The 14,276-nt window shown below is 74.8% G+C and carries 12 protein-coding genes and 1 pseudogene; 6 read left to right on the top strand and 7 right to left on the bottom strand.

Annotation, left to right across the window (positions count from 1 at the left end; genetic code table 11):
- Positions 1–965 (bottom strand): AAA family ATPase (locus ACME2J_RS20190; RefSeq protein ID WP_495546746.1); only part of this gene is annotated, 965 nt, incomplete at its 3' end.
- Complete coding sequence (recC, locus tag ACME2J_RS20185) at positions 962–7,810, bottom strand: exodeoxyribonuclease V subunit gamma (protein WP_495546745.1); 6,849 nt, start codon at positions 7,808–7,810, stop codon at positions 962–964. The genes ACME2J_RS20190 and recC, both read right to left, overlap by 4 nt.
- A gap of 93 nt (positions 7,811–7,903) precedes the next feature.
- Between recC and ACME2J_RS20180 the strand changes: the two genes are divergently transcribed.
- A complete protein-coding gene (locus ACME2J_RS20180) occupies positions 7,904–8,152 on the top strand; it encodes a type II toxin-antitoxin system VapB family antitoxin (protein ID WP_495546744.1) in 249 nt (82 codons plus the stop codon).
- A gap of 49 nt (positions 8,153–8,201) precedes the next feature.
- Positions 8,202–8,345, top strand: a pseudogene (locus tag ACME2J_RS20175) (type II toxin-antitoxin system VapC family toxin); the annotation flags it as partial.
- Between the two features lie 21 nt (positions 8,346–8,366).
- Here the strand turns inward: ACME2J_RS20175 and ACME2J_RS20170 are convergent.
- The 3 genes from ACME2J_RS20170 to ACME2J_RS20160 form a co-directional block, all read right to left on the bottom strand.
- Positions 8,367–9,068 (bottom strand): DUF542 domain-containing protein, encoded by a 702-nt coding sequence (locus tag ACME2J_RS20170; protein ID WP_495546743.1) that lies wholly within the window; start codon positions 9,066–9,068, stop codon positions 8,367–8,369.
- A gap of 70 nt (positions 9,069–9,138) precedes the next feature.
- Positions 9,139–9,582 (bottom strand): hemerythrin domain-containing protein, encoded by a 444-nt coding sequence (locus ACME2J_RS20165; RefSeq protein WP_495546742.1) that lies wholly within the window; start codon positions 9,580–9,582, stop codon positions 9,139–9,141.
- The gene (locus tag ACME2J_RS20160; RefSeq protein WP_495546741.1) at positions 9,579–10,274 is read right to left on the bottom strand and encodes a helix-turn-helix transcriptional regulator; all 696 of its coding nucleotides are present in this window, start codon (positions 10,272–10,274) and stop codon (positions 9,579–9,581) included. Before ACME2J_RS20160 ends, ACME2J_RS20165 begins: the two co-directional genes overlap by 4 nt.
- Positions 10,275–10,362: 88 nt before the next feature.
- On the opposite strand from ACME2J_RS20160, the gene ACME2J_RS20155 reads away from it, so the two are divergent.
- Genes ACME2J_RS20155 through ACME2J_RS20145 form a run of 3 tightly spaced genes read left to right on the top strand, consistent with a single transcriptional unit; the run spans position 10,363 to position 11,758 of the window.
- A complete protein-coding gene (locus tag ACME2J_RS20155; protein WP_495546740.1) occupies positions 10,363–10,632 on the top strand; it encodes a 4Fe-4S dicluster domain-containing protein in 270 nt (89 codons plus the stop codon).
- Between the two features lie 53 nt (positions 10,633–10,685).
- A complete protein-coding gene (locus ACME2J_RS20150; RefSeq protein WP_495546739.1) occupies positions 10,686–11,324 on the top strand; it encodes a hypothetical protein in 639 nt (212 codons plus the stop codon).
- A gap of 44 nt (positions 11,325–11,368) precedes the next feature.
- Positions 11,369–11,758 carry a hypothetical protein gene (locus ACME2J_RS20145; protein ID WP_495546738.1) on the top strand — a complete coding sequence of 130 codons (390 nt, stop codon included), beginning with the start codon at positions 11,369–11,371 and terminating at the stop codon, positions 11,756–11,758.
- Between the two features lie 28 nt (positions 11,759–11,786).
- Here the strand turns inward: ACME2J_RS20145 and ACME2J_RS20140 are convergent, their stop codons facing one another.
- Both ACME2J_RS20140 and ACME2J_RS20135 read right to left on the bottom strand, forming a co-directional pair.
- On the bottom strand, positions 11,787–12,488 hold the full coding sequence (locus tag ACME2J_RS20140; RefSeq protein ID WP_495546737.1) for a hypothetical protein: 702 nt from the start codon (positions 12,486–12,488) through the stop codon (positions 11,787–11,789).
- Positions 12,485–12,901, bottom strand: coding sequence for a hypothetical protein (locus tag ACME2J_RS20135; protein ID WP_495546736.1), 417 nt, complete (start codon positions 12,899–12,901; stop codon positions 12,485–12,487). The genes ACME2J_RS20140 and ACME2J_RS20135 overlap by 4 nt, the downstream gene beginning before the upstream one ends.
- A 497-nt stretch (positions 12,902–13,398) precedes the next feature.
- On the opposite strand from ACME2J_RS20135, the gene ACME2J_RS20130 reads away from it, so the two are divergent.
- The gene (locus ACME2J_RS20130; RefSeq protein ID WP_495546735.1) at positions 13,399–14,238 is read left to right on the top strand and encodes a hypothetical protein; all 840 of its coding nucleotides are present in this window, start codon (positions 13,399–13,401) and stop codon (positions 14,236–14,238) included.
- Positions 14,239–14,276 lie beyond the last annotated feature (38 nt).

Raw genomic sequence — 14,276 nt, 5'->3', positions numbered from 1 at the left:
GCCTCGATCGAGGTGAGCTGGTCGGGGTCGCCGACGAGGACGAGGCGCGCGTCCGGCCGGATCGCCTCGACGAGCCGCGCCATGAGCGACAGCGAGATCATCGACGTCTCGTCGACGATGACGACGTCGTGCGGCAGCCGGTTGTCCCGGTCGTGGCGGAAGCGGCTGTGGCTCCCCGGCTTCCAGCCGAGCAGGCGATGCAGGGTGGACGCCGGCTGCCCGACCGCCTCGCCGAGCCGCGCGGCCGCCTTGCCCGTCGGGGCGGCCAGCGCGATGAGCGGCGGCTCGGCCCCGCGCGCCTCCGCCTCCTCCTGCAGGAGAGCGACGATCTTCCCGACCGTCGTCGTCTTCCCCGTCCCCGGCCCGCCCGCGATGACCGTGAGCCGCCGCTCGACCGCCGCCCTCGCCGCGGCCGCCTGCCGTCCCGACGCCTCCTCGCCCGGGAAGAGCCGCGCAAGCGACGCGCTCACCGCACCCCCGTCCACCTCGCCGGGCGCCGCCGCCGCCAGCGCGAGGAGGTCGTCGGCGACCCGCCGCTCCTCGCGCCAGTACCGGTCGAGGTAGACGTGCGTGCCGACGAGACGCAGCGGCCGCGCCTCCTCGCCCGCCCGCTCCTCGTCGCCCACCGCGACGAGCGGGCTGGCCGCGACCGCCGCGACCCACCCCTCCGCCGCCGGCCAGTCGAGCGCCGCGAGATCGACCGGGACGTCGGTCTCGACCGCCGCGGTGTCCGCGATCGTCGCGAGGTCCGTGAGGACGTGCCCGACCCGCGGCCCGCGCACCGCGAGCGCACAGGCGAGGAGCACGGTCTCGTCGTCCTCGCCGCCGAGCGCCCCGAGCCGCCGGGCGACGTGGACGTCGGCCGCGTCGAGCACTCCCGCGGCGTTGAACGCGGCGAGCAGCCCCTCGGCGCGGTGGGCGAGCCGCGCCGCGAACGGGTCCGCGCTGGGGTCGACCGTCGTCACGCCGTCACCTCCCCCGACTCGAGGACGTCGCTCAGCGCCGAGACGAGCGCGCCCGGTGGCCGCCACGCGAAGACACCGCACGGCACGCCGTCCACCCGCGGCGTGTCGGGCCCGCGCATGCCGCGCACGAAGAGGTAGAAGACCCCGGCGAGGTCGCGGTCCGGGTCGTGGTCGGGCACCCGCAGCCGCAGGTAGCGGTGCAGCGCGACCGTGTAGAGCAGGCCCTGCAGCGCGTAGTGCGAGCGGTGCATCTCCGCCGTGATCGCGGCCGGACGGTGGTCCCACGCCGTGAGTGGGCGCGTCCAGTCGCCGAGCCGGTTCGTCTTGTAGTCGACGATCGCGTAGCGGCCGTCGCCGGTCCGGAACGCGAGGTCGATCGACCCCGTGAGGTACCCGCGCACCCGCGCGCGCAGGCGCGGGTCGTCGAGCCGCTCGGCGTAGGCCCGCAGCGGATCGCCGTCCGGCAGGTGCGCGCGGAGCACCGCCCCGATCGCCCCCGGCGTGAGCGCGGCGCCCGCCCGCGGCGCCTCGCCGCCGCACAGCGGCAGCTCGAAGGCCATCTCGTCGAGCCGGTCGGCCCGCTCGACGTCGCGCAGCCGAAGGTCGCCAAGCAGCGGCCCGAGCGGCGTCCCGATCGCCGCCGCGAGCCCGGCCGCCGCGACCTCCTCGTCCCCGATGTCGACGGGACGCCGCGCCCGGGCCGCCCCGAGCTGCGCGCGCACCTCGCCGAGCAGGTCCGGCGCCGCGAAGTCCGCGCGCTCGAAGACGTCGTGGACGAGCGAGCCGACCGCGGTCCCGCCCGGCATGTCGGCGAGCAGCGACGGGACCCCGAGCAGCAGGTCGTCCTCGAGCGAGGCGCCCGGCGGCGGAGGCTCAGCGACGCGCTCGTCGTCGTCGGCCGGCTCGTCGCGCTCTCGCATGGCCTCCGGCTCGCTGCCCACCCGCGCCTCGTCGCCGTGCGCCGCCGTCATGTCGCTGTACGACGTGCGCCGCCAGGTGCGGTCGACGTCGCGGTCGAAGACGGCCGCCGAGAGCGCCGGCGGGGCGGGACGCTCCCCGCCCTCCCAGAACCGCTCGTCGCCGAACCGCGCCCACGCGACGCTCACGCACCCGTCCGGCGCGCGGCCGGCGATCTCCTCGAAGCGCTCCCACGCGCGCTGGTCCTGCGGGACCGCCGCCCCGTTCGCAGGGACCGTCCCGTCCTGCGCGCGGTCGAACACGAGCCGGCCGAGCGGCGAGTCGCGCGAGTCGAACGACCCCGCCCACCACACGACCGCCTGGTGGCAGGCGCGCGTGAGCGCGACGTAGGCGAGGCGCAGGTCCTCGCCCCGCGTCTCTTCGCGGTGCAGCCGCTGGTGGCGGCCGAGCTGCGGCCCGTCGAGGCCGACGTCGAGCGCGTGGCGGTCGTCGTGGTCGGGGTCGTGGAACGCGATCGGGTGCGCGCCCCGCGGGATCCACGACGGGCTCCACAGGTACGGGCAGTAGACGATCGGGAACTCGAGCCCCTTCGAGCGGTGGATCGTGAGGATCTGGACGGCGGCCGCGTCGGACTCGAGCCGCAGCGACCGCTCCTCGTCGGCGTCGCGGGCGGCGTCGGCGATGCGGCGGCGCAGCCACGCCGCGAGCGCCGCGACCCCGAGGTGGTCCTCGGTCGCCGCCCGGTGCAGCAGCTGGCCGATGTGGCGCAGGTCGGTGAGGACGCGCTCCCCGCCGAGCGTGCGCAGGACCCGCTCGGGCAGCCGCTCGCGCCGCGAGATCGCCTCGACGAGCGACGCGACGCCGCGCGTGCGCAGGACCGCGGCCCACGCGTGCAGTCGCCGGTGGACGGCCTCCCAGTCCTCCTCGGTCGCGGTCGCGACGCGCTCGGCCTCCCAGCCGACGAACGACGTGAGCGCGACGGCATGCGCGCGGGCGATCGACGTCGGCTGCTCGATCGCGTCGAGGAGCGCGAGCCACTGCTCGGCCGCCTCGCCCGCGAACACCGACCCCGCCCCGCCCATCACCGCCGGGACGTCGGCCCGCTCGAGCGCGGCCCGCACGAGCGCCGCGTCGCGGTTGACGCGCACGAGCACCGCGATGTCCCCGGGTCGCACGGGCGCGCGGTCGACCGTCGTCCCCGAGGCGTCCCGCCGCTCGATCTCCGCGCCCGAGCGCAGCAGCGCGACGACGTCGTCGGCGAGGTCGGACGCGATGTGCTCGCGCGCGGCGGGCGCCCGCGCGTAGCCCTTCGGCGTCTCGCCGACCGTCGGGGCCGCCCGCTCGACGACCCGGACGCGCAGCGCCGCCGGGTCGGGCGCGCCGTGCAGCCGCGGCCGCTCGTTGCGCGGCGTCGGTCGCACCTCGCGGTAGGCGATCTGCGGGTGGCCGAGCTGCGCGCGGCCGAAGAGCGCGTCGTAGGCGGCGATGAGCCCGCCGTCGCTGCGCCAGTTCGTCGCCAGCCGCGACGGCTCGACGTCGCGCGCGGCCTGCAGGTAGGCGTAGACGTCTGCGCCGCGGAAGGCGTAGATCGCCTGCTTGGGGTCCCCGATGAGGACGAGCGTCGCGTCGGGGTGGACGAACGCCTCGCGCATGATGCTCCACTGCACCGGGTCGGTGTCCTGGAACTCGTCGACGAGGACGACCGAGTACCGCGAGCGCAGCCGCTGCGCGACCGTCGCGCCGCCCGGGCCGCGCAGCGCCGCGTCGAGCCGGGTGAGGAGGTCGTCGTAGGTCATCACCTGCGCGGCGAGCTTGCGGCGGTCGAGCTCGCCGCGGGCGACGTCCGCGAGGCGGACGCGCATCGCGGCGATCGAGTCGTCGGGCGCGTCGGCCGGCTCGAGCGCCGCGGCCGGGTTGCGCAGCGCCTCGCGGACGATCTCGCCCGCCTCCCCGCGGCCGAACGCGCGCGGCCTGCCGTGGAAGCGCCGCACGTAGAGGTCGTCGACGACCTCGTCGATGAGGTCCTCGACGTCCTCGACGAACGTGCAGTCCGGCGCGACGTCGCCCGCGAAGCCGAGACTCGCGAGCGCCTCGAGGCAGAAGCCGTGGGTCGTCGTGATCGTCGCCGCGTCGAAGTCCGCGACCGCGCGGGCGAGCCGGTCGCGGCGCGCGCGGACCTCGTCGGCCGGCGCGTCGGCGAGCGTCGCGATGACCTCGTCGCCCTCCGGCGGCGCCGCCCCGCCGACGACCGCGGTGAGCGCGCGCTCGGCGGTGACGAGCCGGTCGCGGACGCGTTCGCGCAGCTCGCCGGTCGCCATGCGCGTGAACGTGATCGCGAGGATGTCCTGCAGCGGCGTCCCCTCGGCGACGAACCGCGTCGCGAGCGCCGCGATCGCGAACGTCTTGCCGGTCCCCGCCGAGGCCTCGAGGACGGTGAGGCCGCGCGGGAGCGGGCCCGTGAGGTCGAAGGCGCCGTCCTCGCTCACCGGTCGCTCACCGCCTCGGCGGCGAGGAGCCCCTGCCAGAGCCGCACCGACCAGCGGCCGAACCGCGAGTCCTCCGAGGACGGCCAGTCGCCGCCCGACTCGTCGGCGCGGGCGCGATCGCGCAGGAGGTCGTCGAGCGCGAGGACGCCGCCGAGGAGCCGGCGGTGCTCGGGCTCCTCGTCCTCGCGCTTGAAGTCGTAGGTGGACGTCCACTCGCGGTCGGCGGGCTTGTGCGGCTTGTGGCCGCGCGCGACCGCGGCCGCGTAGGCGTGGCTCGTCGCGCAGGCGAGCGGCGCGGGCTCGCGCATGCCGCGGTCGTAGAGGTCGCTGCAGCTGGTCGAGGGCGGCGGCGCGGCGCGTCGCGGCGTCCGGCCCGAGCGGGTCGACGCGGCACGTCGTCGCGGTCGCGCGGCCGGGGGCGCCCGAGCGCGCGCGGCCGATCGTCACCGCGGTGAGCGGACGGTCGGGCGCCGTCGCGGTGAGCGCGAGCAGCCGCACCCAGGCGGCGAGCCGGTGCTTCGGCCCGACGCGCGAGGGGATGACCGCCGCGACGCAGTCCCCGCGCAGGCCGGGGACGGTCCCCGAGAGCGTGCGGCCGTCCGGCAGGCGGACGTGCGCGTCGAGCGAGGAGGGCGCGTCGGTGGCGGGCAGCTCGTCGGCGACGGCGGCGAGGATCGCGTCGATGCGCGGGCGGACGGCGTCGAGCGCGGCGTCGGCGAGCGTGCCGGGCGGCAGGTCGCCGCGGGCGCGCTCGGCGGCGAGGACGGCGTCCCACGGGCGGCCGGCGAGGCGGGCGCGCAGGAGGCGGTCGGCGACCGCCCACTGCTCGAGCGGGTCGAGCTCGACGGGGATCGCGTCGGAGAGCGCGTCGTCGCGGGTCGAGAGCGTGATGCCGAGGCGCTGCTTGAGGAACGCCTTCGCGGGGTGCTGGACGAAGGCGACGAGGTCGTCGAGGCTCAGGACGTCGGCGTCGGGCGGCGGGAGCGGGCCACCGAGGAGCGGGCCGGGCTCGGCGCGGTCGCCGAGGAGCGCGCGGGCGCCGTCGAGGGTGACGGCGTCGAAGGAGAAGGGTCCCGGGCGGCCGAGCGCCTCGTCGGCGTAGGCGCGCGGGTCGAACGGCTGGAGCGGGTGCTGGGTCGTGATCGCCTCGCGCGCAGTGGCGTCCGGCTGCGACGGGTGTCGCACGGTCTGGTCGATCGTGTCGAGCAGCTCGCCGACCGGGACCGCCGGGGGCAGCGTCGCGTTCGTGCGCTCGTCGGCCCCCGAGTAGGTGATGACGAGCTTGTCGCCGGCCGCGAGGAGGGCGTCGAGGAGCATCTGGCGGTCCTCGGAGCGGCCGTCGTGGTCGCCGACGTGCGGGTCCGCGGCGATGAGGTCGTCGCCGTCGCGCGGGGCCTTGCGCGGGAAGGTCGCGTCGTCGAGGCCGAGGAGGCAGACGACGCGGTGCGGGACCGACCGCATCGGCAGGAGCGTGCAGAAGGTGAGGTGGCCGGTGCGGAAGTTCGCGCGCGTCGGGCGGCCCTTGAGGCGGTCGTCGAGGAGGTCGCGGATCTCGGCGAGCGCGAGCGGCGGGTCGGGCGCGTGGGCGGCGTCCTCCTGCAGGTCGGCGAGGAGGCGGTCGAGCTCGTCGCGCTGCCAGGCGGTCGAGGGCGAGGTCGCGGTGAGGAGGTCGGCGGCGTGGCGCAGCTCGGTCGCCCACTCGGCGATGGGACGGGCGGCGGCGAAGCGGTCGACGGTCGTCTGCAGGCGGTCGAGCAGCTCGGCGAGGCGGCCGGCGAGGCCGATCGCGCCGGAGTCGACGTCGTCGAGCGGGAGGACGTCGGCGTAGAGGCGCGGCGCGTCGTGCTCGGTCATCGTCGCGCCGAGGAGCAGGCGGTCGAGCCCGGCGCGCCAGGTGTTCGCGTCGAGCTTCGTGAGCTTGAACGGGGCGCGGTGCGCCGCGTCGAGCCCCCAGCGCACGCCGCTGTCGCCGATCCACTCCTCGATGCGCGAGAGGTCGTCGTCGTCGAGGCCGAAGCGGCGGCGGACGGGGGCGCGGTCGGCGAGGTCGAGGACCTGCGAGGCGGTGAGGCGCGCGTCGGCGAGCGCGAGGAGGCGGTCGATCGTGCCGAGGATCGCGTTGGTCTGGCGCAGGGCGCGGTCGGCGAGGCGGACGCGGAGGTCGTGCCTCTGCGCGCCGGGCTCGTCGTCCTCGTCGGGGTCGGTGATGTCGCCGACGCCGAAGGTCGCCTGGACGAGCGGGGCGAAGCTCTCGATGTCGGGGCACATGACGACGACGTCGCGCGGCTCGAGCGAGGGGTCCTCGGCGAGGGCGTGGAGGATGACGTCGCGCAGGACCTCGACCTGGCGGGCCTTGCCGTGGCAGGAGTGGATCTCGAGGGAGCGGTCGTGCTCGTGGAGGGGCGGGCGGTCGTCCCGATCGGGCCCCGCCCCGCCCGGCGGGCGGTCGGCGCGGATGTCGGACTGGAGGCGGTGGAGGAGCCCTGTGGCGCCGTCGTCGACGCCGGGGTCGGTGTCGGCGGGCTCGTGCGCGTGCTCGCCGTCCGCCGGGCCGGCGACGAGCTGCAGCTCGCGCGCATCGCGTCCCCACGAGCCGAGGAGGCGGTTGTGCGGCAGCGTCGCGGTGGGGTCGCCGGGGCGAGGCGTCGTGCGGTCGGCCGCCTGCGTGTGGGGCTGCACGCGGTCCCACAGCGCCGGCGAGGGATGCAGGAGGAAGAGGTGGACGTCGCGGTGGTGCGCGATCGCGCGCAGGACGTCGAGGTGCGCGGGCGGCAGGCGCGTGAGGCCGAAGACGGCGAGGCGGGGCGGGAGCGCGTCGGCGAGGAGCGCGGGCTCGTCCGCGAGGCGGGCCGTCGCCGTGGTGAGCCGCTCGGCCGGTCCGGGTGAGCCGATCCGCTCGCGCAGGCGGCGGTAGAGCTCGGCCTTCCAGCTCGCCTCGGGCGCGAGCGGCGCGAGCGAGCCGTCGACGTCCCGACCGTCGAGCCACGCGCGCAGCATCTCGGGACGGTGCAGCGCGTAGCGGTCGTAGAGCCGCGCGAGATGCCGCGTCGCGACGAGCCGGCGGGGCTCGTCGTCGGGCGAGGCGGCGGTCGAGTCCTTCACGTGCTCGGCGAGCGTCTCGAGCCAGGGGTCGCCGATGTGCGCGTCGACGAGCTCGAGCAGCGGCCACAGCGGCCGCTCGTGCGCCCACGGGTCGGTGTCGGGCGCGAGGTCGCACGCGACCGCGACGGCCGCCTCGGTCACCTGCCGCGGTGACGGGAACTCGACGTTCGCGACGACCCCGAGCCGGTCCGACAGCGTCTGCGTGATCCACCGCTCGACCCCGCGCGTCGGGACCGCGATGAGCTCGCGCGCGAAGGGATCGGCGGGCGCGTCGGTGAGGAGGTCGCCGAGGGCGGCGACGAGCGCGGCGGGGGAGGAGGAGCGGTGGAGATGGAGCATCGGGCGGCGGCGGGTCCGACGATCTCAGGTCGGGCGGCGGGGAGGGGGTCTGACGGGGCGGCTGTCGCGGGAGCCCCCGGCTACTCTTCCGTCGTGGCCCTCATCATCAGGGACCCGGAGACCGACCGTCTCGCCCGCGAGCTCGCGCAGCTCTCTGGGCTGCCCGTCACCACGGCGGTGCGAGAGGCGATCGAGCAGCGGCTGGCCGCGCTGCGTCGCCGGTCGCAAGTCGATGCGCCCGGGCTCGAGGCGATCATCGCTCGGGGTCGTTCAAGGCCGACCGTCGACCCGCGCTCCGAGGACGAGATCCTGGGCTACGGCTCGGGGCGACTCCCGGGGTGATCGCGCGGCCGGTCTACGCAGCGACGCTCTCGTCGGTCTCGCTGTCGGCGCGTGGCGGCGGTTCGGGAGGGGACGGCACCCGGCTGCCCTCAACTTCGGGAGTTGCTTCGCGTACGCGACGGCGTCGCTGGCGGACGTTCCCCTCCTCTTCAAGGGGGACGACTTCGCTCAGACGGACCTCCGGGTCGTGTGACGTCCTCGCTGCTCGGTCAGCTCACGCCGCGAGCCTCGCCCGCACGCGCGGGAACAGGACGTTGTTCTCCTCGTGGATGTGCTGGTGCAGGCCCGCCTCGAAGTCGCGCAGCGCCTCGAGGAGCGCGCGGTGGGTCGCGCACAGCGCCGTGTCGGTGCGGTAGTCCCCGGCGAGCTCGCGCAGGGCGACGAGCGCCTCGCCGGCCGCGGTGCGGTCGTCCTCGAGGTGGTGGAGCAGCTCGGGATCCGCGGTCGCGCCGGCGCCCGCCGCGATCGCCCGGCACGCGGGGAAGACCGTCCGCTCCTCGAGCTCGACGTGGGTCTCGAGGTCCTCCCGCGTCGCGGCGAAGAGCGCCTGCAGCTCGTGCAGCGCGGGACGGTCGGCGCCGTGCACGCGCACGACGGTGGCGAGCAGCTTCGAGATGCGCTGGAGCTCGGCGTGCAGGGGCCCGTGGTGCTGGGTGACGATGTGGTCGCAGATCTCGTCGATCGTCGCGCCCGAGAGGTCGTGGGCGTCGAGGCTCCTGTCGTCGGGCTCGCCGGCGAGGGCGTCGATCAGCGTCCGCACGGTCGTCGCGTCGAGGCCGCGCTGCGCGCAGGCCTCCTCGAGGGTGTGACCACCGCCGCAGCAGTAGTCGAGGCCGAGGCGCTCGAACAGCGCGGCGGCGCGCGGCTGCTCGACGACCAGCTCGCCGAGGGTCGGGGCGTGGTCGGTGGCGGACATGGCGGTCCCTTTCTCTCGGACGGGTTGAAGGCACCCGAGAGTTTACACAGTGAATCTGTGAAAAACGAGCCTAGTCGGCTCCGCACTCGCGGTCGCCGAGCTCCCGGGCGAGGGCGGCGAGCGCGTCCTCGGGCAGCGTCTGCTCGATGAGCGGGAAGAGCTCGCGCTCCTCCAGGCGGACGTGCGCCGAGAGGCGCTCGCCGAGCTCGTGGAGGTCCTCGACGCTCGCGTCCGGCTGCTCGGCGAGGCGAGCGGCGCGGTGGCGGATCGCGACGTGGTCGCCGAGCGCGCGCAGGACGAGGGGGTCGTGCGAGTCCCCGTAGGCCGCGAAGCCGGGGAGGAGGACCTCCTCCTCGAGCTGGAAGTGGCCGTGCCCGTGGCCGTCCCAGAAGTCGAGGAACCGCGCGCGCTCCTCGGCGGCGGTGCCGTCGTCGGCGCGGCGGAGCTGGAGGGCGACGAAGAGCGCCTGGTGGTGGTCGCGCGAGAGGGACGCGAGGGCCTCGTGGCGCTTCACCGCGATCCCTCCGCGTCGGCGGCCTCGAGCGCCATCGGGCCGCGCAGCTCGATGAGGCAGCCGGCCTCGTCGGGGTCCTTCGCGACGAATCCGGTGAGCTTCGTCGACGGGTCGAGCGCGTCGAGCATGCCGCGCGTGAGGCCGCGGTGCAGTCCGCAGACGAGGGACTGGCCCTCGCGGACGGCCTCGCGGTACGGGCAGTTGCGCAGGCGGTAGGTGAGCCGGTCGTCGGCGACGAGGTCGCGGACGGGCTGGAAGCCGAGCGTCGCGAGCATGTCGTGCATGCGCGCCTCGCCGCAGCTGGGTCCCTCGCAGCCGGCCGCGATCTCGCGACCGACGTCGCGGCCGGTCGCCTCGACGTCGCGGACGCGCGTGCGCGTCGCCGCGAGCGAGCGCACGAGCCAGCGCGTGAGCTCGGCGTAGCCGGTCGGAGAGTCCCCGCCGGGGTGCGCGTCCGGGCTGATGACCCACGCGTCGCGCGGGCGTCCCCGGGCCTGACGCTCGCGCTCGCGCCGCACGAGCCCGGCGTCGTGCAGGCGCTCGAGGTGCAGCCGCACGCCGTTGGGGTGGAGTCCGAGGCGCTCCGCGAGCTCCTCGGTCGGCGCCGGCCGGCGCAGCTCGTTGAGAAGGGCGAAGAGCCGCGACCGCGTCGGCTGCGCGAGCACGTCTCCGGCTGGGGGTGAGACGTCCACCTGCCCAGCTTGTCACAGTGGTCCTGGGAAAACCACCCGCGCCCTGCTACTTTCTCCACTCCCACTGGATAAAAAGGAGGACGCAGGGATGGCCTACGTGATCAACGAGCCGTGCATCGGCACGAAGGACACCTCGTGCGTCGAGGTGTGCCCGGTGGACTGCATCCACCCCACGCCCGACGAGCCCGGCTTCGACAAGCACGACCAGCTCTACATCGATCCCGAGGAGTGCATCGACTGCGACGCCTGCGTCGAGGCGTGCCCCGTCGACGCCATCACCCCCGAGGACCAGGTCCCCGAGGAGTGGACGAAGTACATCGAGATCAACGCGGGGTACTACAAGAACGCGTCGGCCTGAGGGGGCGTCGCGGGCCGAGGCGCGTCGTCGTCCGCGGATGACAGGGTGCGGCGATGCCTCACCCCGTCCGCGTCGACCCGCTCGGCCGTCTGCACGCCGTCCCCGAGCGCGGGACCGCGTTCGGCAACCGCGGCATCCTGCACGACGACGAGCAGCAGATCGTCGCGGGGTGGGGTCACCAGAACTGGATCATCTGCCGCACGGAGTTCAAGGGTCGGCGGCGCGCGATCTTCCCCGTGGGCAAGTACACGTCGCTCTTCTTCCGCGACGAGGCGACGGCGCTCGCCGCCGGGCACCGGCCGTGCTTCGAGTGCCGCCACGCGGATGCGAGCGCGTACGCCGATGCGGTCGCCGAGGGGCTGGGGGTCGAGCGTCCTGCGGCGCGTGATCTCGACCGCCGGCTGCACGGGGAGCGGCTGCGGCCGCGGTCGCGGCGGCGAGCGCCGGTGGAGGAGTCGAGGTTGCTGCACGGGGTCGAGGACCCGTCGTCGCTTCCGGTGGGGGTTGTCGTCCTCGACGGGGACGGCGGGCTGCTCGTCCGCGCCGACGACGGGTGGAGGCCGTGGTCGTTCGGTGCGCTGGCCGCGTCGGTCGGGACCCCGCGAGGTGCGGTCCGGCTCGTCACGCCGCCGACGAGCGTGGCGGCGTTGCAGGCCAGGTACGTCCCGGCGGCGCATCCGCTGATTGCCTGAACGCGTGGGCCGGCACGGAGAAGGACCAGCGATAGATTCGCGGAGTGGCGTTCTGGTCCTCGGACATCGCGTGGCATGAACGAGATGTCGTCGTCCCCGCCTTCCGTGGCTGGCTCGAGGATCACGGGTGGACGACGAGCACGGAGGAGGAGCACGTGGACGTCGTCGCCCGCCGCGGCGACGAGACGATCTACGCAGAGGTGAAGGGGCGCACGAAGAGCCGGCCGGGGGCGGGGCTCGACACTCTCTACGGGCAGCTCTTGCGCCGCATGATCCGCGAGCGGACAGACGACGCGAACGCGAGGTTCGCGGTCGTGGTCCCTGTCGGCTCCGAGGGCGCGGCTCGACGGGTCCCGCCCCACGTTCGCGACGCTCTGCGGATCGACGTGGACACGGTGAGCGACGACGGTCGGGTCGAGAAGCTGTCCGGGTGACGGCGATTCGTCCGCCGGGACGGTCCCGTCACGGCTTGCGCAGCGACCGCGCGAGCGCCTCGGCCTCCCGCCGGCGCTCCTGCGCCTCCTCCGCTGCCATCTCCTCGCGCACCGCCGCCTCGCGGGCCGCGATCTCGGCCGCGGCGGCGTCGTCGATCTCGCGCAGCGCGGCCTCGTGCGCCTCCTGCTCCTCGCGCACGATCGAGCTCTCGTACGCCGCGCGGGCCTGCTCCTCGCGCGTCGCGAGCTCGCTGCGCAGGCGCTGCATCGCCTCGGCGGCGGCCTCGGGATCGGTCCCGTCGACCCGTCTCCGCTCGCGCAGCGTGTACGGGCTCGCGACGTCCTCGGTCGTGCCGGCCCGCCGCAGCTCGAGGAGCACGACGACGTCGCCGGCGGCTCGGGCCCACGGCGCGAGCCGCTCCCACGGGACGTCGTCGAGCGCGTCGGGGCGCGCCTGCTGCCACATCGCCTCGCGCTCGCGGTGCTCGCGTTCGAGCGGGGACCAGGCGACGGGCCAGATGCCCCACACGAGGATGAGGACCGCGAGCGCGGCGATCGAGGAGCCGATCGCGCCGCCCTCGCCGAGGCCGTCGGCCGCGTAGGCGATCGCGTAGGCCGAGGCGACGAGCCACCCGAGGACGGCCGCGATGCCGCGCGTGAGCTCGCGCGCGCGTCCCTTCTGCACCACTGCGCGCGCCCGGACCTCGGGGTCGAGCCGGTCCTCGGTCACGACCCGGCCGCCGCGAGGATCGGGAGCGAGGCGATGGCGAGTGCCCCCATGAGGAGCCAGACGAGCCGGACCTTCGCCTCGTGATGGGTGCGGAGCTCGCCGGGACCGTCGAAGCGCGCACGCCTCGCGCTCCGCAGCGTCTCGCCCGCCTCGGCGAGGCGGAGCAGGACGTAGAGCGTCGCGCCGAGGTAGACCAGGTTGACGACCGCGTGACCGAGGATCGGGTCGCGGATCTCGTCGTTGCAGCTCTCGGGTGGGTCCTCGACGTCGCAGTCCGCCCACAGCTCCCCGATCGGCGGCATCCAGGCGAAGGGGTCGATGATCGCCGCGAGCGAGAAGAGCGCGGCGAAGGCCACGATGAGGGCGAGGCAGCCGCCGCATCCGTCCGCGTCGTTCCCGTCCGAAGCCGCCATGCGGGGAGGTCGGCCCGACCGGACGGCGTCTGACAGGCGGGGTGGCCGGCCCTCGCGCGAACGTCAGACCCTGCGTGGTGCGCCGACCCTGCTCACGTGTCCTCGTCCAACGCCGTACAGGCCCTGTTCGCCCGATGGGGCTTCCGTGCGGATCAATGGCCCCGCGGTCGGCAGGCGCAGCTCCTCAGCGATCTGGTCACCGTCTACGCGGACCTCGCGCCGAGATGTGAGCGAGTCCTCGCAAGGCTCTTGACATCCCGTCATGAGTCGCGTGGCCCTCGTTTGCCGCGGTGCCGCCGCCGTGCTTGACGAGCCGGCGAGAGCAGGAACGTGGGCCTGCGCTTCGATGAGCACCATATGGCCTCATTGGCCAGGCGGAACTCCCCTCTCCTCCCGGTCGCGCGGATATCCCGCAGTGGGTACGTTTACCGCGTATGCGCGCCAGTCAGGGCAGGCGCCCCACGCGGCCCTCAAAGACGGTGCGCAGAGAGGATTCAATGCCGAAACGTAAGGATCCAAGCCCGATCACGCTCGGGATGAAGCCGCATGAGAAGGTCGCCGCTGTGATGAGCGACCGTGCGACCGCCGACAAGAAAGGTGCGGACGGCCGACTCCAGAGGAAGGAACTCAGGAAGCGGTCGCGCAAGGCCCTCGCGGACCGCCCCAGCAAGACCGGAGCCTGGGGCGACGTGAGAGGCCGTCTGTTCGAGGCGCTCGACATCGCGGACTTTAATGAGAGGAGACCGAGCGGGCACAAGCTCGTGGCCCCGAACAGTCCGGACTACAAAGGCATTGACGCCGTGCGCCTGCGCCCCGACCCCAAGAACCCCGGCAAGCTGTCGCCGGCGGGCGTCGTGCAGATCAAGGTTTCGGCGAACGGGCTGCGCGAAGCGATCAAGAAGATCGAGGCCAGGAAGGCCGGGTCGGCGCCGAAGGCTTGGCTACGGGTTCCGCTCGACGTTGCCGGCGACGTCGAGGCGAAGGCCGGGGGCCGCATCCGTGTTGACCCGTCGGAGATCAGCACAAAGCATCTCGACAGAACGCTCACGCGAGGATTGAGACGCCTCGCTCGTCACCGCTTCCTGCCGACGCACTCCGAAAACGGCGACCGAGCGTTCGTCGGCGCCGCGATCGTCCTCGCCGGCGGTGCAGCGGTGTACCGGGCCGTGCTCAAGCAGCGGGCGACTCCCGCCGCCGACATCCCCTCGAGCGGACGTGGTGCATCGCTCGCTCAGCCCACGGCGAGGCTGACGGAGTCGCACGCTGCGGCGATCCGCGAGCTGCTTCGAGCACGGGCCGCTGGCGATACGGGCACTGACGTGGAGGTTGTCCCGTAGCTCGTAGAACTTTGTAGGTGGCGGTCCTCCCGCCTCGT

The organism is Paraconexibacter sp. (assembly GCF_059438195.1).
The sequence above is the reverse complement of the archived record's forward strand: the minus strand, read 5'-3'. Positions and strand labels throughout refer to the sequence as shown.

Coding starts and splice junctions, on each gene's coding strand:
- ACME2J_RS20150 (WP_495546739.1), top strand. CDS start 10,686: ATGCCTCACCCCGTCCGCGTCGACCCGCTCGGCCGTCTGCACGCCGTC.
- ACME2J_RS20130 (WP_495546735.1), top strand. CDS start 13,399: ATGCCGAAACGTAAGGATCCAAGCCCGATCACGCTCGGGATGAAGCCG.
- ACME2J_RS20135 (WP_495546736.1), bottom strand. CDS start 12,901: ATGGCGGCTTCGGACGGGAACGACGCGGACGGATGCGGCGGCTGCCTC.
- ACME2J_RS20170 (WP_495546743.1), bottom strand. CDS start 9,068: ATGTCCGCCACCGACCACGCCCCGACCCTCGGCGAGCTGGTCGTCGAG.
- recC (WP_495546745.1), bottom strand. CDS start 7,810: ATGCTCCATCTCCACCGCTCCTCCTCCCCCGCCGCGCTCGTCGCCGCC.
- ACME2J_RS20155 (WP_495546740.1), top strand. CDS start 10,363: ATGGCCTACGTGATCAACGAGCCGTGCATCGGCACGAAGGACACCTCG.